General features: G+C 61.4%; 22 protein-coding genes. 14 read left to right on the forward strand and 8 right to left on the reverse strand.

The window, feature by feature from the left end; translation table 11 throughout:
* Positions 1–14 precede the first annotated feature (14 nt).
* From ACM1ZW_RS06885 to pilG, 6 genes are all read right to left on the reverse strand, one after another.
* Positions 15–470, reverse strand: coding sequence for a chemotaxis protein CheW (locus ACM1ZW_RS06885; RefSeq protein ID WP_017341261.1), 456 nt, complete (start codon positions 468–470; stop codon positions 15–17).
* The gene (locus ACM1ZW_RS06890; RefSeq protein WP_416740346.1) at positions 463–6471 is read right to left on the reverse strand and encodes an Hpt domain-containing protein; all 6009 of its coding nucleotides are present in this window, start codon (positions 6469–6471) and stop codon (positions 463–465) included. Before ACM1ZW_RS06890 ends, ACM1ZW_RS06885 begins: the two co-directional genes overlap by 8 nt.
* A gap of 37 nt (positions 6472–6508) precedes the next feature.
* Positions 6509–8566, reverse strand: a complete 2058-nt coding sequence (locus tag ACM1ZW_RS06895) for a methyl-accepting chemotaxis protein (RefSeq protein WP_017341263.1) — start codon at positions 8564–8566, stop codon at positions 6509–6511.
* Positions 8567–8668: 102 nt separating this feature from the next.
* The gene (locus tag ACM1ZW_RS06900; RefSeq protein ID WP_414880163.1) at positions 8669–9217 is read right to left on the reverse strand and encodes a chemotaxis protein CheW; all 549 of its coding nucleotides are present in this window, start codon (positions 9215–9217) and stop codon (positions 8669–8671) included.
* A 10-nt stretch (positions 9218–9227) separates the two neighbouring features.
* The gene (gene pilH / locus ACM1ZW_RS06905) at positions 9228–9593 is read right to left on the reverse strand and encodes a twitching motility response regulator PilH (protein WP_008068134.1); all 366 of its coding nucleotides are present in this window, start codon (positions 9591–9593) and stop codon (positions 9228–9230) included.
* Between the two features lie 60 nt (positions 9594–9653).
* Positions 9654–10058 carry a twitching motility response regulator PilG gene (gene pilG, locus ACM1ZW_RS06910; protein ID WP_414880162.1) on the reverse strand — a complete coding sequence of 135 codons (405 nt, stop codon included), beginning with the start codon at positions 10056–10058 and terminating at the stop codon, positions 9654–9656.
* Positions 10059–10293: 235 nt separating this feature from the next.
* Between pilG and gshB the strand changes: the two genes are divergently transcribed.
* The 7 genes from gshB (at position 10294) to ACM1ZW_RS06945 (ending at position 16360) form a co-directional block, all read left to right on the forward strand.
* A complete protein-coding gene (gshB, locus tag ACM1ZW_RS06915) occupies positions 10294–11247 on the forward strand; it encodes a glutathione synthase (protein WP_017341266.1) in 954 nt (317 codons plus the stop codon).
* A gap of 77 nt (positions 11248–11324) precedes the next feature.
* Complete coding sequence (locus tag ACM1ZW_RS06920) at positions 11325–12221, forward strand: energy transducer TonB (RefSeq protein ID WP_017341267.1); 897 nt, start codon at positions 11325–11327, stop codon at positions 12219–12221.
* 242 nt (positions 12222–12463) lie between these two features.
* A complete protein-coding gene (locus ACM1ZW_RS06925) occupies positions 12464–13036 on the forward strand; it encodes a YqgE/AlgH family protein (protein ID WP_017341268.1) in 573 nt (190 codons plus the stop codon).
* Positions 13036–13473 (forward strand): Holliday junction resolvase RuvX, encoded by a 438-nt coding sequence (gene ruvX / locus ACM1ZW_RS06930; RefSeq protein ID WP_003195067.1) that lies wholly within the window; start codon positions 13036–13038, stop codon positions 13471–13473. The genes ACM1ZW_RS06925 and ruvX overlap by 1 nt, the downstream gene beginning before the upstream one ends.
* A gap of 83 nt (positions 13474–13556) precedes the next feature.
* The gene (gene pyrR / locus ACM1ZW_RS06935) at positions 13557–14060 is read left to right on the forward strand and encodes a bifunctional pyr operon transcriptional regulator/uracil phosphoribosyltransferase PyrR (protein WP_084322407.1); all 504 of its coding nucleotides are present in this window, start codon (positions 13557–13559) and stop codon (positions 14058–14060) included.
* Positions 14061–14087: 27 nt separating this feature from the next.
* Positions 14088–15092: an aspartate carbamoyltransferase catalytic subunit gene (locus tag ACM1ZW_RS06940; RefSeq protein WP_017341269.1), complete on the forward strand. Its 1005-nt coding sequence runs from the start codon at positions 14088–14090 to the stop codon at positions 15090–15092.
* On the forward strand, positions 15089–16360 hold the full coding sequence (locus ACM1ZW_RS06945) for a dihydroorotase (protein WP_017341270.1): 1272 nt from the start codon (positions 15089–15091) through the stop codon (positions 16358–16360). Before ACM1ZW_RS06940 ends, ACM1ZW_RS06945 begins: the two co-directional genes overlap by 4 nt.
* Positions 16361–16454: 94 nt before the next feature.
* Here the strand turns inward: ACM1ZW_RS06945 and ACM1ZW_RS06950 are convergent, their stop codons facing one another.
* Entirely contained in the window at positions 16455–16886 is a 432-nt protein-coding gene (locus ACM1ZW_RS06950; protein WP_017341271.1) for an NINE protein, read from the reverse strand.
* A gap of 249 nt (positions 16887–17135) precedes the next feature.
* On the opposite strand from ACM1ZW_RS06950, the gene ACM1ZW_RS06955 reads away from it, so the two are divergent.
* The gene (locus tag ACM1ZW_RS06955) at positions 17136–17753 is read left to right on the forward strand and encodes a C40 family peptidase (protein WP_017341272.1); all 618 of its coding nucleotides are present in this window, start codon (positions 17136–17138) and stop codon (positions 17751–17753) included.
* 50 nt (positions 17754–17803) lie between these two features.
* Here the strand turns inward: ACM1ZW_RS06955 and ACM1ZW_RS06960 are convergent, their stop codons facing one another.
* Complete coding sequence (locus ACM1ZW_RS06960; protein ID WP_017341273.1) at positions 17804–18838, reverse strand: type IV pilus twitching motility protein PilT; 1035 nt, start codon at positions 18836–18838, stop codon at positions 17804–17806.
* Positions 18839–18894: 56 nt separating this feature from the next.
* Between ACM1ZW_RS06960 and ACM1ZW_RS06965 the strand changes: the two genes are divergently transcribed.
* The 6 genes from ACM1ZW_RS06965 (at position 18895) to metW (ending at position 23232) form a co-directional block, all read left to right on the forward strand.
* The gene (locus ACM1ZW_RS06965) at positions 18895–19581 is read left to right on the forward strand and encodes a YggS family pyridoxal phosphate-dependent enzyme (protein ID WP_414880160.1); all 687 of its coding nucleotides are present in this window, start codon (positions 18895–18897) and stop codon (positions 19579–19581) included.
* A 35-nt stretch (positions 19582–19616) separates the two neighbouring features.
* Positions 19617–20435, forward strand: a complete 819-nt coding sequence (proC, locus tag ACM1ZW_RS06970) for a pyrroline-5-carboxylate reductase (protein ID WP_017341275.1) — start codon at positions 19617–19619, stop codon at positions 20433–20435.
* A 10-nt stretch (positions 20436–20445) separates the two neighbouring features.
* Complete coding sequence (locus tag ACM1ZW_RS06975; RefSeq protein WP_017341276.1) at positions 20446–21036, forward strand: YggT family protein; 591 nt, start codon at positions 20446–20448, stop codon at positions 21034–21036.
* 4 nt (positions 21037–21040) lie between these two features.
* Complete coding sequence (locus tag ACM1ZW_RS06980) at positions 21041–21337, forward strand: DUF167 domain-containing protein (RefSeq protein WP_017341277.1); 297 nt, start codon at positions 21041–21043, stop codon at positions 21335–21337.
* A 127-nt stretch (positions 21338–21464) separates the two neighbouring features.
* Positions 21465–22604 carry a homoserine O-succinyltransferase MetX gene (gene metX, locus ACM1ZW_RS06985; protein WP_414880159.1) on the forward strand — a complete coding sequence of 380 codons (1140 nt, stop codon included), beginning with the start codon at positions 21465–21467 and terminating at the stop codon, positions 22602–22604.
* Positions 22605–22611: 7 nt separating this feature from the next.
* Positions 22612–23232: a methionine biosynthesis protein MetW gene (gene metW / locus ACM1ZW_RS06990; RefSeq protein WP_017341279.1), complete on the forward strand. Its 621-nt coding sequence runs from the start codon at positions 22612–22614 to the stop codon at positions 23230–23232.
* Positions 23233–23239 lie beyond the last annotated feature (7 nt).

Below are 23239 nucleotides of genomic sequence, written 5' to 3' on the forward strand. Positions count from 1 at the left end.
GCCACAGGGGCCGATCAGGCGAGCCCGGCACTCACAAGCAACTCCTCCAGCGCCAGCAAGTCCGGCACCTTGGCCACTTGATCACCCACTTGCACTGCCGCCTGCTCCAGCGCACACAGCGGCACATCCACATAGCTCAATTGGCTATCGAGCTTGTAAGACCGCGGAATCCCCTGCACCAGCAACGCCATGAATTTCAGCTCCGGCCGCCCCCCCAGCGCATTGAGAATCACAATTCGCGCCCGTTCGCCGATGACGATTTTCTGCCCGCAGGCCGACTCGAAACTCAGCAACGGAATCTGCCGGTCCCGCCACGTTACCCGCCCCAGATACCACGGCGGCGAATCGAGATCGAACGCTCCCGCTTGATAGTCGATCAGCTCTGCAATCGCCACGTTGGGCAAAATCAGATTGCGGTCAGCCAGGGGCAGCAGCAGCCCGGTGAGGTTGCTGGTGCGGTGTTCAAGCATGGGTTTTGCTCCACAGCGCGATGCTTTCGAGCAGCACCGATTCCTGGTACGGCTTGCCGAGGTAGTCGTTGACGCCGATGGCCATGGCGCGGTCGCGGTGTTTCTGGCCGGTGCGCGAGGTGATCATGATGATCGGCAAGTGCTGCAAACGTTCGTCCGCACGCACTTGGGTCGCCACTTCGAAACCGTCCATGCGCGGCATTTCAATGTCCAGCAGCATCAGGTCCGGCATGTGTTCTTCGAGCAGCAACATGGCATCGACGCCATCCTTGGCCGTCAGTACGTTCATGCCGTGGCGTTCGAGCAAACGGCTGGTGACCTTGCGCACGGTGACTGAGTCGTCGACCACCAACACCAGCAACGGCTTGTGCGGCTCGGATTCTGCGTCCTGCCTCAGCGGTTGTTGCGGCACCCGCGCCTGCATCGCGCGGATCGGCGCCAGCAGATCGAGAATCAGCACCACCCGGCCATCGCCGAGGATCGTCGCCCCGGACAACCCCTGCACCGCCGCAAACTGCGGGCCGAGGCTTTTCACCACGATTTCCCGGGTACCGGCCATGGCATCGACCTGCACCGCGATGTGCCGTTCGTTGCATTGCACCAGCAACACCGGCAACGGCAGGCTTTGGCCCAGCAGTTTCGGGCGGGTGCTGGTTTTCAGCAGTTCGCCGAGGTAGCACAGTTCATAGTGCTGCCCGGCGTATTTGTAGGTCGGCGGATCGAGCCGGTAATGCCCTTCGAGTTCGTTGGGCAGCACCCGCACGATACCGTCGATGGTGTTCAGCGGGATCGCATATTGGTCCTCACCGCACTGCACCATCAGCGCCCGGTTGACCGACACGGTGAACGGCAGCCGAATGCGGAAATGCACGCCCTGCCCCGGCACAGAGTCGATGCTCATGCTGCCGCCCAGCTGTCGCACCTCTTCGTGGACCACGTCCATGCCCACACCACGCCCGGAAATCTGGGTGATTTTTTCCGCCGTGGAGAACCCCGGTTGCAGGATGAATTGCAGCACGTCACGGTCGCTGATATCGCTGTCCGGGGCCAGCAAACCGCGCTTGATTGCCTTGCGCCGTACCGCGTCCAATGGCACACCGGCGCCGTCGTCGCGGATGTCGAAAATGATGTCGCCGCCTTCGCGCGACAGGTCGAGGGTGATCCGCCCTTGCGCCGGTTTACCGGCCGCGATGCGCACCTCCGCGGGTTCCAGGCCATGGTCGACGGCGTTGCGCAGCATGTGTTCCAGCGGCGCGGCCATGCGTTCGAGGACGTTGCGATCCATCTCGCCTTCGGCATTGCCGACGATGAATTCCACGTCCTTGCCCAGTTCGCTGGAAACCTGGCGAACGATGCGTTTCAAACGCGGCAACATCCGCTCGAACGGCACCATGCGCGTACGCATCAGGCCTTCCTGCAATTCGGTGTTGATGCGGCCCTGCTGTTGCAGCAGGTTCTCCGCGTCCTGGTTGCGCCGGTCGAGGGTTTCCTTGAGGTCGAGCAAGTCAGAAGCGGACTCGAACAGCGCCCGCGACAGTTGCTGCAACTGCGAGTGACGATCCATCTCCAGCGGGTCGAATTCTTCGTAGTCCGAACGCTCGGCGTCGACTTGCTGACGGCTGAGAATCCGCCCCTGGGTTTCGGTATCGAGCCGGCGCAGTTGATCACGCATGCGCTCGATGGTGGTTTCCATCTCGTTCAACGCCACGCGCGCATCGTTGACCTGTTGTTCGATGCGGCCACGGAAGATCGAGGTTTCCCCGGCCAGGTTGACCAGGTCGTCGAGCAATTCTGCCGAGACCTTGACCATGTCGGCACCGGCATCGACTTGTGGCGCAAGTGGCTCGACCTTGGGTGCAACCGTTGCGGCAACCGGTGCTTCCGGCACCTCCGGATGGCTGAAATTGCGGATCACATCGATCAGTCGATCAGCGGGCGGCAACGGTTGACCGGCGCGGGTGGCGTCGAGCATCTGCGCCAGTCGGTCATGGCTGCTTTGCAACAACCCGAACAGCGCTGCCGTCGGTTTCAGCGTACCGGCGGACAAACCTTCGTAGAGAAATTCCAGTTCATGGGCGAGGTCGCCGATCGGGCCGATTTCCACCATCCGTGCACCGCCCTTGAGGGTGTGCAGGTCGCGCAGCAGGGTTTCCATTTCCTGGCGATTGGAAGGTTCTGCCTGCCAGCGCACCAACGCCGCGCCGGAGTTTTCGATGATGTCGAAACCTTCCTCGAGAAAGATTTCCAACAGTTCAGGATCATGCCCTGGCGAATCCTCGGCTCGCGCAGCCTCGACGGTTTCAGGCGCGTTGGCGTTGCCTTGGCGGAACTCGCGGATGGCGTCGATCAGCTCGCCCGGATCACCCAGCGGTTTGTGGTGCTGTAATTGCTCAAGCAACTGAGCCAGCCGCTCATGGCTTTGTTGCAGCAGGTGCGCCAACGCCTCGCTGTGGCTGTAACGGCAATCGACAAGGCCTTCGTAAAGGTTTTCCAACTCATGGGCGAGGTCACCGACCGGTTCGACCTCGGCCATCCGCGCGCCCCCCTTGAGCGTGTGCATATCCCGCTGCAAGGACAACAGCGGCGCGGCGTTTTCCGGGTCATTCAGCCAGCGCTGCAGGGCCTGGCCGGCGCTTTCGAGAATGTCCACCGCCTCTTCGAGGAAGATCGAAACAATCTCATCGTCTAGCTCATGATCCTTTGTGGGAGCGAGCCTGCTCGCGATGGATTCATAGGCCCCGCGTTTATCCTGCAATAATGCGTCATCGTTGACGTCCATCGCGAGCAGGCTCACTCCCACAGGGGGTACTGTGTTTTCAAGTTCGGCGGTAACGCTGCCCAGTTCGCGAATGCTCAGGGTGCGGCTGCCGTCACTGCGAATCAGGCCCATGGCCGACGGGTCGAGGCTCTCGTCGAGCAAACCGCGCAAGGCGCGGATGCGCTCCGGTTGCGGGCTGACTTCCTGGCCGGCTGCCAGTTCGTCGAGCATGTTGATCAGCGCTTCGTGAGCACTTTGCGCCTCGTGGAAAAACCGGTCGCTGACCGCCAGGCTGCTTTCTTCCACGGCACCGTAGAGATCCAGCAAGGCTTCGCACAACTCATCCACCGGATGCAGATCCGCCAGGTGTGCCCCTTCGCCAAGGGTGGTCAATTCATCCAGCAGTGCACTGAGTTCCTGACGTTCGCCGGGGTGTTGCTGCCAGCGCTGCAACAGGCTTTCGGCATCCAGCAGGATGTCCATGCCCTGGGCCAGGAAGTTGTTGATCAACTGCGGATCGCGCTTGGTTCGAAGCGCCGTGCTCGGCGTGCTCAACAGCGCTTCCAGACGCTCGGCCAGCAGCGTCTGGGTTCTCTCGATCAATGAACGGGCACCGGGAATCTCGGCCAGCGGATCGACCTTGAGCTGACGCAGCCCGAGGCGGAACACGCCTTCGGCTTCCAGCAGCAGTTCGACTTCGTCGAGGTCCAGGGCGATGAGGTGCGCCTTGTACTCGCGGGCCAGGTGATCCAGCGGTGTCGCCAGCTCGGCGATCGGCAGGACGCCGGCCATCGAGGCGCTGCCCTTGAGGGTGTGCAGCGCTCGCTGCAATTCGTCGCTGGCCTGCAACGGCACGTGTTCGGCGGCCTGTTCGAGGAAGCGATTGAGGGTGGCCAGATGGGTTTCGGCCTCGTTGCGGAAGATCTCCAGCAACAGCGGATCGAGGGCCGCGACGTCCTGCACGTCTTCATCGGACAAAGGCTCGTCACCCTTGGCGAGGGCATGTGCGCGGGCGGCCAATTGGTCGACATCGTTGCGCTGACGCTGGGCATTGTCGGCAAATTCGGCCACCAGTTCCGGCAGCAGGTTCAACACGTCGCCGAGCAGTTGTTGCACGGCCTGGCCCGGCTCAACGCTGTGCTCCAGCACACGGTTGAGCAGGTTTTCCACAGCCCACGCCAATTCACCCAGGACCAAGGCGCGAACCATCCGGCCACTGCCCTTGAGCGTGTGGAAGGCTCGGCGCAACTCGCTCAAGGCTGCTGTGTTGTCGGGATAGGCCAACCAGCGCGGCAGGTATTCGCGAAGGATGTCCAGGACTTCATCGGTTTCTTCAAGGAAGACTTCGCGCAACTCGTCGTCCACCGGCGCTTCGCCCACCGGCGGCGGCAACAGGCTGCCAGGGGTGTTCAGCGCGGGCGGGTTCACCGCAGAGACCGGGTTGGCCAGCACATCGGCCAGGGTCTGGACGACTTCCGGATCATCCAGTTCCTGCAGGTCCTGCATGACCTGCGCTTCGCTCGGGCTGAGCACGTCTTCAAGCACCGGTACATGCTGCTCGCTGGGGAAGACACCCAGTGACGCGAGGCTTTTTTCCGCGACGTCGAGCAACTGTTCGCCGGCCGCTTCGGGATCGTCGCTGAGGCGCTCAAGGTAATACTCGAGGCTGGTGATGACGTCGGCCAGGCTGTCCAGTTCCTGCCAGTCAGGCTGGCCCTGTTCCAGCAGCAAATGCTCACGGATGAAATGATTGCAGGCGTCGATCAGGCTCGCGGCCCGGCTCAGCGGAATCATCGCCAGCGCACCGCGCACCTGGGTCAGCAAGTCCGGCAACGGTTGCAAATGCTGGCGGTCCCAATCGGCGTCGATGTAATCGACAATCATATCCTTGGCCTGCTGCAGGCAGATGCGCGCTTCCTTGATTACGATCTGGTGGATCTGCGTCAGGTCGGTGGTCGGCAGACGGCTGTCTTCCTGGCTACTTTCCGGCTCCACGGTGCCGACCATGCCGGCCAGCGTCGCCTCGACGTAGAGCAAGGCCCCGGCGACGTCCATGAGGATCGCGTCGTTGGGTTCGCGTTGGCCTTGAGCAAGGCTCAGCACCACCGCCAGTTGATCGATGATGACCTTGCGCGGCTGGCCGAAACCGAGCACCGCCAAGGTGTCCGCGATCTGTCGCAGCGGTGCGAGCAGGCTTTCGAGGTCCGAGGTGTGCTGACGGTCGCTGCGCACGAACAGGTCCAGGCGCTCCTTGACCCGAACCAGTTCTTCGCACAGCGCCGCCAGTACCGAGCGCATGGCATCGCGGTCAGGACCCGCCAGCCGCGCCCGTTCTTCGTCGACCATCGCGCTGTCAGGCAACGCGTCGTCCAATCCGTAGCGATCTTTCATGGTCAGCATCTGCCCGGTGGGGTGTTCGGCCTTGGCAATGTAGAACAGCAAACTCTTGAGCAACTCCGGCGGTGCCGGCTGATTGATCGCGGACATGCCGTGCTCGAGCAGGCGCTTGAGCTCTTTGTCGGCGTCCTTGAACAGGCTGCGCAGGGCCGGGCTGTTGGCGATCGAACCGCCGCGCATGCCTTCGACCAGCGCCGAAGCGACTTGCCACAACGGGCTGAGGGGCGCGTTGCCACACAACCCCTCGAGGCGTGAAAACACCTTGGCCAGGTAACCGAGGTGGGTGTCGTCATCCTGCTCGCGCAGCAACCCGACCAGGGCCATCTGCAACATCTGGCGCAATTTGCGCAACACGTTTGGCAGGTCCGCCGGTTCCAGCCGCGCCAGTGATTGTTCATTCAGCGGTGGCAGCTCCGGCAACTGCGGAGTGAACAGGCTGGTTTCCGACAACAGGCTTTCGCCGCGGGCGCTGCGCAGATCGTTGATCAGTGGCAGCACCACCAGCGGCAGGTCGCGGCGCGCGCCTTGTACGCGGTCGAGATAGATCGGCAACTGACCGATTGCTTGCAGCAACAGGTGAATGGCCTCGTCACGATGGCTGACGCGGTTCTGTTGCAAGGCAGCGGCCAGTTGCTCCATTTCTTCGGCGAGCAGTGCCGCGCCGTAAAACTCGACCATCTGCAAACTGCCGTGAACCTGATGGATGCACGCCAGACATTCACTGAGGGCGTGCGTCGCCTGAGGGTCATCAAGCAACGTTTCAATCGCCTGGTGAGCCACTTTCAGCGTTTCGGCAATCTCGCCTTTGACCCACTCCAGGGCCACATAGTCGTGCCGATCACCCATAACTGCTCCGTTCATCGTTCGAACGCCCGTGGGCACTTCACACTTTATCCACAGTTTGCGCCTTGGCGGCCGGCAAGGTGAAACCCGACACCGAGCGCCGCAGCTGGCTGGCCATTTTCGCCAGGTTGCCGATGCTTTCGGCCGTGGCCGTGGAGCCGGACGACGTTTGCGTGGTGATCTGCTGGATCACGTTCATCGTCAGGGAAATCTGTCCGGCCGAAGACGTCTGTTGCTGAGCGGCGTTGGAGATGCTCTGGATCAGCGCCGCGAGGGTTTTCGATACGCCTTCGATTTCTTCCAGGGCTACACCGGCATCCTGCGCCAGACGCGCGCCACGCACGACCTCGGTGGTGGTCTGCTCCATGGAAATGACCGCTTCGTTGGTGTCGGCCTGGATCGCCCGCACCAGGGTTTCGATCTGCCGGGTCGCGGCGGACGAGCGTTCGGCCAACCGTTGCACTTCATCGGCAACCACCGCAAAACCGCGCCCGGCGTCACCGGCCATGGAAGCCTGGATGGCCGCGTTGAGCGCGAGGATGTTGGTCTGGTCGGCAATGTCATCAATCAGGCTGACAATGTCGCCGATTTCCTGCGAAGACTCGCCCAGGCGTTTGATGCGTTTGGCGGTGTCCTGAATCTGCTCGCGGATGTTGTCCATGCCGTGGATGGTGTTGTGCACCACTTCATTGCCCTTGTTGGCAATTTCCACGGAGCGCTCGGCAACTGCCGAAGATTCGGCGGCGTTGGCCGAGACCTGGTCGATGGACTGCGCCATGTCGTTGATCGCGGTGGAGGCTTCGCTGATCTGTTGCGCCTGATGTTCCGAGGCCTGTGCCAGGTGCATGGCGGTGGCTTGGGTTTCCTGCACGGCGGCGGCGACCTGGCCGGCGGTGAGGTTGATGGTTGCCACCAGATCGCGTAGCTGATCCACGGAATAGTTGATCGAATCGGCGATGGTCCCGGTGAAGTCCTCGGTCACCGATGCCGTCACGGTCAGGTCACCGTCGGCCAGGTCTTCGATCTCGTCCAGCAGCCGCATGATTGCGTTCTGGTTGCGTTCGTTCTTCTCGGCGGTTTCCCGTAGCTGACGGTTGGTTTCGCGAACCATTACCAGACCGATGAGGATGATCGACATCAGCGCCAGCAGGCCCAGCACGTAGCCACCGATTTCGTCGGTGTTACGCCCGCCGGCGAGGTTTTCGAAACCGCTGGCCAGGTGTGAAGCTTCGTCTAGCAGGGTTTGTGACAAGGAAAAAATGTTGGTGGCCGATTCGCGAACCTTGAACAGTTCTGGCGATGTTTCGAGGATTTCATCCACCGAACCGGAGACGAATTCGAACAACTCGGAAATCTCGACCAGTCGGGCACGGGCATCTCGGTCTTCGACCTGGCTGACCTTCAATGCCGGATTGCCCTGAAGCATGCCCGTGAGCACCTGGCCGAAACGCGCGGCGTCGCGACCGAAAGCGTCGGCGGCCTGTTGCGAACTTTCATCGCCAGACAGCACGGTGTTGACTGCGCCGAGAATCCGCTCGGCCAACAGTGACTGACGCTGGGCCATCGCGACCTGAGCGGCCGGCGCACCCCGTTGCAGAAGGATTTCGACGACTTTTTCGTACTCGACCTGCAATTGCGGCACGGTTTCAGCGAGGGTGGCGGCGACTTGATGCAGCGACAGCACCGTCTGTTCGCTGGACAGGATGGCGTCGGTGTTTTTCAGCAGACGCTCCCAGTCCAGTTGCACGGCGCGCATTTCCGGGCGCACGGTGGACGGCGCTGGCGGCAGGCCGGTAGACGGGTCGCCTTTCTTCAGATAACCCCAGCGCTGGGCGAAATCGTTGCGCGCATCGCTGAGCAACTTGAACGCGGCAGCCTTGCCGGCTGCGGCTTCGGTGGCGTTCTTGGCAATACGCTGGGACAGCACGCGCAGCTCGCCGGCGTGGCCGATGTACTGTTTATCGTACGTGGCTTGAGTGTTGAGGTAAGCGAAGTTGGCGAACAGCAGCATGATGAAGACAATCAACGCGATGAACAGCGCGATGATCTGCGATCGGCTGCGCGACCCTTCTGGCTTGCCTGTTTTTGCTTTTATCATCGGTCCTCGCCTGTTATCGCACCGTTAGAACCCACCATAAATCCCCTGTGGGAGCGGGCTTTTGTGGCTCACCACATAGCCCGGCGCCCACAGGGTCCGGGTTTACAGCGCTACATGCATGAAGCTTTGCGATCGCGCCAGCGCAAACGGGCTGAACACCTGCCAATTCTGCTCACGCCGAAACCGGCCCCTGATGAACGGTGCAATCGGGCCATTCAACGCCTCTACCGGCTCCAGGCTGTCCTGGGCAAAGTGCTGAAGGCCGAAAACCTCATCGACCATCAACCCGGCAAACACGTCGTGATGCTCCACCACCAGTACCCGCCGCTGTTTGCGCGCCGCCGACAACTCGTGGCCGAGCTCTTTATCCGAAAAGAAGGCGCACAAATCCATCATCGGCAGCAAGCGCCCGCGCAGGTTGGCCACGCCCTTGACCCAGGGCTTGACCCCCGGCAGTTGCGTGAACCGTGGTTCGTGCAGGACTTCGCTGACCTCGCCCATGGGGGCTACGTACCAGTGCTCGCCCAGGCGAAAACCGATGCCGCTCCAGTTGTCCTGCCGGGTCGGCTGGGAGGGCAGATCCGCCGCCAGCAGACGACAGCGCTGGTCGATCTGCAGCAGCAATTCGAAAGCCGTCAGCGACTCGGTCATGGCCGGACGATCAACCGGCCAGTACGTTGTTCAGGGTCTTGATCAGGGTTTCTTCGTCGACCGGCTTGGTCAGGTAGTCCTTGGCGCCCTGGCGCGTGCCCCAGACCTTGTCGGTTTCCTGGTCCTTGGTGGTGATGATGATCACCGGGATGTGCCCGGTTTCCGGGTCTTTGGTCAGTTGGCGGGTCGCCTGGAAACCGTTGAGGCCGGGCATGACGATGTCCATCAGCACCGCGTCGGGTTTTTCCTGACGGGCAAGTGCTACGCCGTCGGCGCCGTTTTCGGCTTTCAATACTTCATGACCGTGCTTTTCCAGCATGCCGGTCAGTTTGTACATTTCAGTCGGCGAATCATCGACGATCAGAATTCGTGCCATGGTTGTCCCCATTCTTCTTGTCGACGCCGGGCCCGCTGGCCGAGCGTCACTGTGCGTGTCCTACTGCGGCAAAACGGCGGCGAAGCCCGGTACATGGGCCTGGATCGCGTTCAGCAGTTCTTCCTTGCTGAAAGGCTTGGTCAAAAACTGGTCGGAACCGACGATGCGTCCCTTGGCCTTGTCGAACAACCCGTCCTTGGACGACAGCATGATCACTGGCGTGGACTTGAACGCACTGTTGTTCTTGATTAAAGCGCAGGTCTGATAGCCATCCAGACGCGGCATCATGATGTCGACGAAAATGATGCCGGGATGATTGTCGGCAATCTTGGCCAGGGCATCGAAACCGTCGACGGCCGTGATGACCTCACACCCCACGTTCTTCAGCAGCGTTTCGGCGGTGCGGCGAATCGTCTTCGAATCGTCGATCACCATGACCTTCAAGGCGCTGGAATGCTGGTCCATAAAATGCTCTACCGTCGCCTTTGCGAATCAATTTGTCCGTTTCCGATAACCGGAGGCTCGAAACCCTTGATGTTTAAGGGCCAGAACGATATGGCAGCCTTTTTAGCACAGTCTCCAAATGCAATCTATCGGGGGACTGGCGCGGTGGTTTTTCCTTGACCGGGAACACACTCGGCGCCACTCTGACGCCACTTTTTCGTGTCCTTTCGGACCACCCCATTTCGAGGAAAAACCCATGAGCGTTCGCGTCGGGATTGTCATGGACCCTATCGCCAGCATCTCCTATAAAAAGGATAGCTCGCTGGCCATGCTGCTGGCCGCACAGAAGCGCGGCTGGGAACTGTTCTATATGGAACAGGGCGATTTGTATCAGGCCGAAGGTGAAGCGCGGGCGCGGATGCGGCCGCTGAAAGTCTTCGCCAACCCGGAAAAATGGTTCGAACTGGAAGCCGAGACCGACGCGTTGCTGAGCGATCTGGACGTGATCCTGATGCGCAAGGATCCGCCGTTCGACATGGAGTTCGTCTACTCCACTTACCTGCTGGAGCAGGCCGAGCGCGCCGGCGTGCTGGTGGTCAACAAGCCGCAGAGCCTGCGTGACTGCAATGAAAAACTGTTCGCCACGCTGTTCCCGCAGTGCACGCCGCCGACCATCGTCAGCCGTCGCCCGGACGTGCTGCGCGAATTCGCCGATCATCACGGCGACGTGATCCTCAAGCCGCTGGACGGCATGGGCGGCTCTTCGATCTTCCGTCACACCGCCGGCCACCCGAACCTGTCGGTGATTCTCGAAACCCTGACCTTGCACGGCAAGCAGCAGATCATGATCCAGGGTTACCTGCCGGCGATCGTCGACGGCGACAAGCGAATCCTGATGATCGACGGCGAGCCGGTGGATTATTGCCTGGCACGGATTCCGGCGGCCGGCGAAACCCGTGGCAACCTCGCGGCCGGTGGTCGTGGCGAAGCCCGTCCGCTGACCGAGAAAGACCGCTGGATCGCCGCGCAAGTCGGTCCGACCCTGCGCGAGAAAGGCCTGCTGTTCGTGGGCCTGGACGTGATTGGCGAGCACCTGACGGAGATCAACGTCACCAGCCCGACCTGCATTCGCGAGATTGATAATGCGTTCGGCACCGACATCGGCGGGATGCTGATGGATGCCATCGATCAGAAGCTCAAGGCCCGTTGATATAGAACAGCCAAGATCGAACCAACATTGCGTTATCATGCGCGGCCTGTGAAAAACGCGATGTTGGTTTTCTTGTCATGACACTTCCGTCCGATCTGCCTGCAGAACTCGCCCACCGTGGTGTGCGCCCGGCCGATCGCCTCGGATTTACCCTGTTTCTCGCGGCGCTGATTCACCTGGCCTTGCTGTTGGGCGTCGGCTTCACGATGGTCGAACCCAAGCAAATCAGCAAAACCCTGGAAATCACCCTCGCCACCTTCAAGAGCGAAAAGAAGCCGACGAAGGCTGATTTCCTCGCCCAGGAAAATCAGGAAGGCAGCGGCACCCTGGATAAAAAGGCGATCCCCAAGACCACCGAGGTCGCGCCGTTCCAGGACAACAAGGTGCAGAAAGTCACGCCACCGCCGGCCGCCAAGCCTGAAGTGCAAGCGCCGCCCAAGGCTGCCGTGACCACCGTCGCACCGAAACCGAAAAAAGCCGCGGCCAAGACCGAAGAACCCAAGCCCGTGACCAAGCCCGCTGTCGCAGCGCCGACGTTCGACAGTGAACAGCTGTCCAGCGACATCGCCAGCCTGGAAGCGGAACTGGCCAATGAACAACAGCTGTACGCCAAGCGCCCGCGCATCCACCGCCTGAGCGCCGCGTCGACCATGAAAGACAAGGGCGCCTGGTACAAGGACGAATGGCGCAAGAAGGTCGAACGCATCGGCAACCTCAATTACCCCGACGAAGCGCGGCGCAAGCAGATCTACGGCAATTTGCGGTTGATGGTTTCGATCAACCGCGACGGTTCGCTGTACGAAGTGCTGGTGCTGGAATCGTCCGGGCAACCGCTGCTGGATCAGGCGGCGCAACGGATCGTTAGGCTGGCGGCGCCGTTTTCGCCGTTTACCGGGGATTTGTCGGACATCGATCGGCTGGAAATCATCAGGACGTGGAAGTTTGCGCGCGGGGACCGGTTGTCCAGTAACTGATTGGGGATTTTCTGCCCAGTGTTGACCCTGTGGCGAGGGAGCTTGCTCCCGCTGGGCAGCGAAGCAGCCCCAAAACCTGCAGGCCTTGTATTTCCTGACACACCGCAACAATCAGATCACGACTGCTGCGCAGCCGAACGGGAGCAAGCTCCCTCGCCACAGGGTTCTGCGGCGGCTTCAATCACCATTTCCTACGCATCCCCAGCTTGTCAGTTCGTCCCTCCAACGCCACACTAGCGCTCATGAAGAACGTCAGCCCCAGCTACCTCAAGCATCACTTCCTGATCGCCATGCCTCACATGGCCGACCCGAACTTTGCGCACACCTTGACCTACATCGTCGAGCACACGGCCAATGGTGCCATGGGGTTGGTGGTCAACCGTCCGCAAGACCTGAACCTGGCCGATATCCTCGAGCAATTGCGCCCCGATGTCGAACCGCCGATGCTCTGCCAGCATGTGCCGATTTTCATCGGCGGCCCGGTGCAGACCGATCGCGGTTTTGTCCTGCACCCGTCGGGCAAGAAGTTTCAGGCGACCGTTGATCTGGAAGGCGACCTGTCCCTCTCCACGTCCCAGGACGTGCTGTTCGCCATCGCCGATGGTGTCGGCCCGGCCAAGAGTGTCATCACCCTGGGTTATGCCGGCTGGGAAGCCGGGCAGCTTGAAGCCGAACTGGCGCAGAACGCCTGGCTCACCTGCCCGTTCGACGCCGACATCCTGTTCAACACCAGCAGCGAACTGCGCCTCGAAGCGGCGGCCAAACACCTCGGCGTCAACCTTAGCCTGCTCACCAGCCAGGCGGGGCACGCCTGATGGCCCTGCGCCTGATCCTGGGGTTCGACTACGGCACCAAACAGATCGGCGTGGCGGTCGGCCAGGTGATTACCGGCCAGGCCCGCGAACTGTGCACCTTGAAGGCGCAAAACGGTGTTCCCGACTGGAACCAGGTCGAAGCCCTCATTAAAGAGTGGAAGCCCGATGCAGTCGTCGTCGGCCTGCCACTGAACATGGACGGCACGCCGAGCGACATGTGCCTGCGCGCCGAGAAGTTCGCCCGCCGCCTCAACGGCCGCTACAACCTGCCCTTCTATACCCACGATGAACGCCTGACCACGTTTGAAGCCAAGGGCGAACGACGTGATCGTGGCGGGCAAAAAGGCAGTTACCGCGACAACCCGGTCGACGCCATCGCCGCCGCCCTGCTGCTGCAAGGCTGGCTCGACGAAAACACTGCACTGTTCGAATCCTGAAGAGCCGTAACAAGCGACTCTCTATAGCGACAACCCGGAGCCACCTCCAGCACCGCCCGGCCCGGGCCCAAGAAGGAGCAACCATGAGCCTGCCCAATCCCGCCGAACTGATCAGCCAGATGGCGATCCGTCTCAAGGCCCATCTGGAACACCGTGGCATCAGCGAACCGCGCTACATCGGTATTCGTACCGGTGGCGTCTGGGTCGCCCAGGCGTTGCTCGAGGAACTGGGCAGCGATGCGCCGCTCGGCACGCTGGACGTGTCCTTCTACCGCGACGATTTCAGCCAGAACGGCCTGCACCCGCAGGTGCGCCCCTCGGCCCTGCCGTTCGAGATCGAAGGCCAGGACCTGGTGCTGATCGACGACGTGCTGATGAGCGGCCGCACCATCCGCGCCGCAATGAACGAACTCTTCGACTATGGCCGCCCGGCCAGCGTGACGCTGGTGTGCCTGCTGGACCTGGACGCTGGCGAGCTGCCGATCCGCCCGAACGTCGTCGGTGCGACGCTGGCCCTCGCCGCTCACGAGCGCGTGAAGCTGTCCGGCCCGGAACTCAAGCTTGAACTGCAAGACCTTGCCCTTTAATTCGCCCTATTGAGAGTCCCCCTCGCGATGACGCCTCTAGAAACCAAGCGCCCGCTGCAGCTCAATGATCAGGGCCAGCTGCGCCACTTCCTCTCGCTCGACGGTTTGCGCCGCGAACTGCTGACGGAGATCCTCGACACCGCGGACTCGTTCCTCGAAGTCGGCGCCCGGGCCGTGAAGAAGGTCCCGCTGCTGCGCGGCAAGACCGTGTGCAACGTGTTCTTCGAGAACTCCACACGCACCCGCACGACCTTTGAACTGGCGGCCCAACGGTTGTCGGCAGACGTGATCACGTTGAACGTGTCGACATCGTCGGCGAGCAAGGGCGAAACCCTGCTCGACACCCTGCGCAACCTGGAAGCCATGGCCGCCGACATGTTCGTCGTGCGTCACGGTGATTCCGGTGCCGCGCACTTCATCGCCGAACACGTGTGCCCGCAAGTGGCGATCATCAACGGCGGCGACGGCCGTCACGCCCACCCGACCCAGGGCATGCTCGACATGCTGACGATCCGTCGCCACAAGGGCGGTTTCGAAAACCTTTCGGTGGCCATCGTCGGCGACATCCTGCACTCCCGGGTCGCGCGCTCGAACATGCTGGCGCTGAAAACCCTCGGTTGCCCGGACATTCGCGTGATCGCGCCGAAAACCCTGCTGCCGATCGGCATCGAGCAGTACGGCGTGAAGGTCTACACCGACATGGCCGAAGGCCTGAAAGACGTCGATGTGGTGATCATGTTGCGCCTGCAACGCGAGCGCATGGCCGGCGGCCTGCTGCCGAGCGAAGGCGAGTTCTACCGCCTGTTCGGCCTGACCACTGCGCGCCTGGCCGGCGCCAAGCCGGACTGTATCGTCATGCACCCGGGGCCGATCAACCGCGGCGTGGAAATCGAGTCGGCGGTGGCCGACGGCCCGCATTCGGTGATTCTCAACCAGGTGACCTACGGCATCGCCATACGTATGGCTGTGTTGTCCATGGCCATGAGCGGGCAGACTGCCCAGCGCCAATTCGAGCAGGAGAACGCCCAGTGAAGCTCAGCATTCTCGGCGCCCGCGTGATCGATCCAGTCAGCGGGCTGGATCAAGTGACTGATATCCATATCGAAGCCTGCAAGATCGTCGCCATTGGCGCCGCACCGGCCGGTTTCGTCGCCGTCGACACCCTTGATGCCCAAGGCCTGGTGGCCGCTCCTGGCCTGGTTGACCTCAACGTCGCCCTGCGCGAGCCGGGTTACAGCCGCAAAGGTTCGATCGTCAGTGAAACCCGCGCGGCCGCGGCCGGTGGTGTGACCAGCCTGTGCTGCCCGCCGAAAACCAAACCGGTACTGGACACCTCGGCCGTGGCCGAACTGATCCTCGACCGCGCCCGCGAAGCCGGCAACACCAAAGTCTTCCCGATCGGCGCGCTGAGCAAGGGTCTGGACGGTGAGCAACTGGCAGAGCTGGTTGCGTTGCGCGATGCCGGATGCGTGGCGTTCGGCAACGGCCTGGAAAGCTTCCGCAACACCCGCACGCTGTGCCGTGCGCTGGAGTACGCGGCGACCTTCGACCTGACGGTGATATTCAACTCCCAGGACCATGATCTGGCCGAAGGTGGCTTGGCGCATGAAGGCCCGACCGCCAGTTTCCTCGGTTTGCCGGGCATTCCGGAAACCGCCGAAACCGTGGCATTGGCCCGGGATCTGCTGCTGGTCGAGCAAAGCGGCGTGCGTGCGCACTTCAGCCAGCTGACCAGTGCTCGCGGCGTAGCCCTGATCGCTCAGGCTCAGGCCCGAGGGTTGCCGGTGACGGCCGATGTCGCGCTGTATCAGCTGATACTGACCGATGAAGCGCTGATCGATTTCAGCAGCCTCTATCACGTCCAGCCGCCGCTGCGGACCCGCGCCGACCGCGACGGCCTGCGTGAAGCGGTGAAGTCAGGGGTGGTCTCGGCCATTTCCAGCCATCACCAGCCACATGAGCGGGACGCCAAACTGGCGCCGTTCGGTGCGACCGAACCGGGGATCAGCAGTGTTGAACTGTTGCTGCCGCTGGCGATGACGCTGGTGGAGGATGGTTTGCTGGATCTGCCGACATTACTGGCACGTCTGAGCGCCGGTCCTGCAGAAGCCTTGCGCCTGCCGGCAGGCAAGCTGGCAGTGGGTGGCGCGGCGGATATCGTGCTGTTTGACCCGACGGCTTCGACCGTGGCCGGTGAAACCTGGTTGTCCAAGGGTGAGAATTGCCCGTTCATTGGGCATAGCCTGCCTGGCGTGGTGCGTTACACCCTGGTGGACGGGCGGATCAGCCACCAGGCTTGATACCCGGTTGCCCCAATCGCTAGCAGGACTAGCTCCCACACAGGATCTGTGAACAACACAAATCCGCCGTGGGAGCCAGCCTGCTGGCGATGACTTACTGGAAAGTGCCGCGATTCTGAGCGTTGCGAACCGACACCTGATCATTCAGCGTCCAGAAGTCATACAAGACCCCCAGAAAGAACAACCCGCCCGTCACCAGGTACAGCAACCCGCTGATCCACTTCCCTTGATACATGCGGTGTACGCCGAACACACCGAGAAACGTCAGCAGTATCCACGCAACGTTGTATTCGATCGGCCCCGCGGTGAAACGCAGGTCTGCTTCACGGTCCATCGCCGGGATCAGGAAGATGTCGATCAGCCAGCCAATGCCCAGCAAACCGAAGGTGAAAAACCAGATCGTCCCGGTCACCGGCTTGCCGTAATAGAAGCGGTGCGCCCCGGTAAAACCGAAAATCCACAGCAGGTATCCGATCACTTTGCTGTGGGTGTCCTGATGCGGAACGGGGTGTTGATAGGTGTTCATGGATGACCTCAATTCACACGATAGATAAATATTCTTTAAATCTTTGTGACTTTTTTACGAGTAGCCGACGTATGGCAGGTGCTACCTTGTCTGCCGTCAAACCCCTGTAGCAACTGAGTTCTGTCCGACAATTGCGTCCATTTAACGCTTATTTGGTTCCGTTGCACGCCGTTTGAATCGACCAACGGCCTCGGAAGGCCCAAAAAAGCTGTTATAAAGTTGCGCGCTAACCAATATGAGCCTTGCCTAATGCGTCCATTTTTCAAGACATGGCTAACCATTTGCCTTTTGATGCCACTGGCCGCCCACGCCACCAATCGTGAGCAACGTCTTCCTAACGTTAATGGTTACACCCCCAAATCCCATGCTTCTGCTCCTTCGAGCAAAAACAAACAAGCCGTAAAACGCGCCCCGCAGCTGGCCAGCAAAAGCAGCCTTGTCCCGCCAATGGCGACCAAGGAAAGCAGCAATGTGCTGAGCCGCGCCGTGAACGTCCTCGGTACACCTTACCGTTGGGGCGGCAGCAGCCCAAGCAAAGGGTTCGATTGCAGCGGCCTGGTGAAATATGCGTTCAACGACGCCACGTTCGACCTGCCGCGCACCTCGAACGCCATGGCCAGCGGTCATGGCGAGAAAGTCGATCGCAAGGATCTGAAGCCGGGCGACCTGATTTTCTTCAACATCAAGAGCCGTCGGGTCAACCATGTTGCCATCTACCTGGGCAACGACCGCTTCATCCATGCGCCACGCCGCGGCAAGTCGGTGACCATCGACACCTTGAAGAAACCGTACTGGGAAAGCCACTACGTGGTTGCCAAGCGGGTTCTGCCGAAAGAGAAGAACACTCTGCAGGTTGTTCAGCGCTGATTTGAAACAAGATCAAAAGATCGCAGCCTGCGATCTTTTGCTTTTGAGCCTCAGAAATTATCCGGCGACCGCGCCTTCTCCCGAGCGTGCTCGCGACTGATAAAGCCTTTGGTCACCAGATCCTTCAAGCACATATCCAGCGTCTGCATCCCCAGATTCCCGCCGGTCTGAATCGACGAGTACATCTGCGCCACTTTGTCCTCGCGGATCAGGTTACGGATCGCCGATGTCCCCAGCATGATCTCGTGCGCCGCGATGCGGCCCCCGCCAATCTTCTTCACCAGCGTTTGCGACACCACCGCCAGCAATGATTCGGACAGCATCGAACGCACCATCGACTTCTCGTCCCCCGGAAACACATCCACCACCCGGTCGATGGTTTTCGCCGCCGACGTGGTGTGCAGCGTGCCGAACACCAGGTGACCGGTCTCGGCAGCGGTCAGCGCCAGACGAATGGTCTCCAGATCGCGCATCTCCCCCACCAGAATCACATCCGGGTCTTCCCGCAGCGCCGAACGCAACGCCGTGGCGAAACTGCGGGTATCGCGATGGACTTCACGCTGATTGATCAGGCATTTGCGCGACTCGTGGACAAATTCGATCGGGTCTTCGATGGTCAGAATGTGGTGATGGCGATGGTTGTTCAGGTGATCGATCATCGCCGCCAAAGTGGTGGACTTGCCGGAACCGGTCGGTCCGGTCACCAGCACCAGGCCGCGGGGCGCTTCGGTAATCTTGCGAAACACTTCCCCCATGCCCAGGTCCTCCATGCTCAGGACCTTGGACGGAATGGTCCGGAATACGGCGCCTGCACCACGGTTCTGGTTGAAGGCATTGACCCGAAAACGCGCCACGCCGGGGACTTCGAATGAGAAGTCGGTTTCCAGATGCTTCTCGAAGTCCACCCGCTGCAGGTCGTTCATGATGTCGTAGATCAGCTCGTGCACCTCCTTGTGGTCCAGAGCCGGCAGGTTGATGCGCCGCACATCGCCGTCGACGCGAATCATCGGGGGCAAGCCTGCCGACAGGTGCAAGTCGGACGCACCTTGTTTGGCGCTGAACGCCAGCAGTTCAGTGATATCCATAGCACTCCTCAATTCCAGTAGAATGCCGCCAACCTCAGACCGCTGGCGCCTCTTGAATGTCCACGATAGCAGACAACATTGCACTGGTTAGTTCACGCATCCGGGCTGCCGCCCTTGCCGCCCACCGTGACGAGCACAGCGTCCAGCTATTGGCCGTGAGCAAGACCAAGCCCGCTGACGCCGTGCGTGAAGCCCACGCCGCCGGCCTGCGCGACTTTGGCGAGAACTACTTGCAGGAAGCCTTGGGCAAACAGCTCGAATTGACCGACCTGCCCTTGATCTGGCACTTCATCGGCCCCATTCAATCGAACAAGACTCGCGCTATCGCCGAGCATTTCGACTGGGTGCATTCCGTGGATCGTTTGAAAATTGCACAACGCCTGTCCGAACAACGTCCTGCCGATCTGCCACCATTGAACATCTGCATCCAGGTCAACGTCAGCGGTGAAGCCAGCAAATCCGGCTGCACCCCGGCCGACCTGCCCGCCCTGGCCCACGCCATCAGCGAACTGCCGCGCCTGAAGCTTCGCGGGTTGATGGCGATTCCCGAGCCGACTGAAGATCGCGCCGCCCAGGACGCTGCTTTTGCTGCCGTGCAAAGCCTGCAAGCCAGCCTGAACCTGCCGCTCGACACACTTTCCATGGGCATGAGCCACGACCTCGAGTCGGCCATCGCCCAAGGCGCCACCTGGGTCCGCATCGGAACGGCCCTGTTTGGTGCCCGCGACTACAGCCAGCCTTGAACAATGGCTGACACCACTCTTTATAAGGACCTGACATGAGCAAGACTCGTATTGCCTTTATCGGTGCCGGCAACATGGCCGCCAGCCTGATCGGCGGCCTGCGCGCCAAAGGTCTGGACGCCGCGCAGATCCGCGCCAGCGATCCGGGCGCTGAAACCCGCGCCAAAGTGAACGCCGAACAAGGCATTGAAGTATTCGCTGACAACGCCGAGGCCATTCAAGGCGCGGACGTGGTCGTGCTGGCGGTCAAACCCCAGGCGATGAAAGCCGTGTGCGAAGCGATTCGCCCAAGCTTGAAACCGAATCAACTGGTGGTGTCCATCGCCGCCGGCATCACCTGCGCCAGCATGAACAACTGGCTCGGCGCCCAACCGATCGTGCGCTGTATGCCCAACACTCCGGCGCTGCTGCGCCAGGGAGTGAGCGGTTTGTTCGCCACTGCCGAAGTGACCGCAGAGCAACGTCAGCAGGCGCAAGAGCTGCTGTCGGCCGTCGGCATCGCCTTGTGGTTGAACGAAGAACAGCAACTGGACGCCGTCACTGCCGTGTCCGGCTCGGGCCCCGCATACTTCTTCCTGCTGATCGAAGCCATGACCGCTGCCGGCGTGAAGCTGGGTCTGCCGGCGGACATCGCCGCGCAACTGACCCTGCAAACCGCGCTGGGCGCCGCGCACATGGCGGTTGCCAGCGATGTCGACGCTGCGGAACTGCGCCGTCGCGTGACTTCGCCCGCCGGCACCACAGAAGCTGCAATCAAATCGTTCCAGGCTGGTGGCTTCGAAGCCCTGGTAGAAAAAGCACTCGGCGCCGCTGCGCACCGCTCGGCCGAGATGGCCGAACAATTGGGTCAATAAGGAGCCTTACATGATTGGATTGAACACTGCAGCGGTCTACGTGCTGCAAACCCTCGGCAGCCTGTACCTGCTGATCGTGCTGCTGCGCTTTGTGCTGCAACTGGTGCGGGCGAACTTCTACAACCCGCTGTGCCAGTTCGCCGTCAAGGCCACTCAGCCATTGCTCAAGCCGCTGCGCCGGATTATCCCGAGCATGTTCGGCCTGGACATGTCCTCGCTGGTACTGGCGATCCTCGTGCAACTGGCGCTGATGGCCCTCACCCTGCTGCTGACCTACGGCACCACCGGCAACCCGCTGCAGCTACTGATCTGGTCGCTGATTGGCGTGACCGCGCTGTTCCTGAAAATTTTCTTCTTCGCGCTGATCATCAGCGTGATCCTGTCGTGGGTCGCACCGGGCAGCCACAACCCTGGTGCCGAGCTGGTGAACCAGATCTGCGAACCGGCCCTGGCGCCGTTCCGCAAGATCCTGCCCAACCTTGGCGGCCTGGATATCTCGCCGATCCTGGCGTTCATGGTGCTGAAGCTGATCGACATGCTGGTGATCAACAACCTCGCCGCGATGACGATGATGCCGGAAATCCTGCGTCTGCTGATCTGACCCGGTGAGCTACTTTCGCTGGGACGGTGACGACCTGATTCTGGAGTGTCATCTGCAACCGGCAGCCCGCAGCGATGATTTCTGCGGGTTGCACGGGGATCGATTGAAGATTCGCCTGACGGCGCCGCCGGTTGAAGGCAAGGCCAACGCGTACCTGATAGCGTTTCTGGCCAAGGCGTTCGGAGTGTCCAAGAGCCAGGTGAGCTTGATCAGCGGCGAGTTGAACCGGCAGAAACGGGTGCGAATCTGTTCGCCGAAGAAGCTGCCGGAGTTGCCGGATCTGGCGCGCCCGACTGGTTGACCGAGGCGTGGCTTGCCCGCGATGGCCGCGCCTCGGTCTTACGGGGGAAAAATCAGGCCCGGCCTTTGCTTGCCGCTAACCCCACCGGTCTTTAGACTTACGCCTCATTTCAACGAGAGCAGGGTCGATGCCAACTGCCTTTCCCCCCGATTCTGTTGGTCTGGTGACGCCGCAAGTGGCGCACTTCAGCGAACCCCTGGCCCTGGCCTGCGGCCGTTCGCTTCCGGCGTATGACCTGATCTACGAAACCTACGGCACGCTGAACGCCACGGCGAGCAACGCCGTGCTGATCTGCCACGCGTTGTCGGGCCACCATCACGCGGCGGGTTTCCACAGCCCCGACGACCGCAAGCCCGGTTGGTGGGACAGCTGCATCGGTCCCGGCAAGCCGATCGACACCAACAAGTTCTTCGTGGTCAGCCTGAACAACCTCGGCGGCTGCAACGGCTCCACCGGCCCGAGCAGCGTCAACCCGGAAACCGGCAAGCCGTTCGGCGCCGATTTCCCGGTGCTCACCGTGGAAGACTGGGTGCACAGCCAGGCGCGCCTGGCAGACCGACTCGGCATCAGCCAATGGGCCGCCGTGATCGGCGGCAGCCTCGGCGGCATGCAGGCCATGCAGTGGAGCATCACGTACCCCGATCGCATTCGTCACTGCCTGGCCATCGCCTCGGCTCCGAAGCTGTCGGCGCAGAACATCGCTTTCAACGAAGTCGCACGCCAGGCGATCCTCACCGACCCTGACTTCCACGGCGGCTCATTCCAGGAAGCGGGCGTGATCCCCAAGCGCGGCTTGATGCTGGCGCGGATGGTCGGGCACATCACCTACCTGTCCGACGATTCAATGGGCGAGAAATTCGGCCGTGGCCTCAAGAGCGAAAAGCTCAACTACGACTTCCACAGCGTCGAGTTCCAGGTTGAAAGCTACCTGCGTTATCAGGGCGAGGAGTTCTCCGGGCGTTTCGATGCCAACACTTACCTGCTGATGACCAAGGCGCTGGATTACTTCGACCCGGCGGCGAACTTCGACGATGACCTGGCGAAAACCTTCGCCGGCGCCTCGGCCAAGTTCTGCGTGATGTCCTTCACCACCGACTGGCGCTTCTCCCCTGCCCGCTCGCGGGAACTGGTGGACGCATTGATGGCGGCCAAGAAAGACGTTTGCTACCTCGAGATCGACGCTCCGCAAGGCCACGACGCCTTCCTGATTCCGATCCCGCGCTACTTGCAGGCGTTCAGCAATTACATGAACCGCATTACGTTGTGAGAAAGCCATGAGAGCTGATCTGGAAATCATCCAGGAATGGATCCCCGCCGGCAGCCGCGTGCTCGACCTCGGTTGCGGTGACGGCGAGCTGCTGACGTGGCTGCGGGACAACAAGCAAGTCACCGGCTACGGCCTGGAAAATGACCCGGACAACATCGCCGAGTGCGTGGCCAAGGGCATCAACGTGATCGAGCAGGACCTGGACAAGGGCCTGGGCAACTTTGCCAGCAACAGTTTCGACATCGTGGTCATGACCCAGGCGCTGCAAGCCGTGCACTACCCGGACAAGATCCTCGACGAAATGCTGCGCGTCGGTCGCCAGTGCATCATCACCTTCCCCAACTTCGGTCACTGGCGCTGCCGCTGGTACCTGGCGAGCAAGGGCCGGATGCCGGTGTCCGAGTTTCTGCCGTACACCTGGTACAACACGCCGAACATCCACTTCTGCACCTTCGAAGACTTTGAAGCGTTGTGTCGCGAACGTGACGCGAAGGTCATTGATCGGCTTGCCGTGGATCAACAGCATCGGCACGGGTGGGCCAGTAAGCTATGGCCTAATCTGTTAGGTGAGATCGGTATCTACCGCGTCAGCAGCCCCGGGCTGCAAGACCACAAGGTCGCGGTCTGAACCACGA

This window comes from Pseudomonas sp. NFX71 (genome assembly GCF_048079215.1).
In the GTDB taxonomy this organism is placed as follows: domain Bacteria; phylum Pseudomonadota; class Gammaproteobacteria; order Pseudomonadales; family Pseudomonadaceae; genus Aquipseudomonas; species Aquipseudomonas fluorescens_B.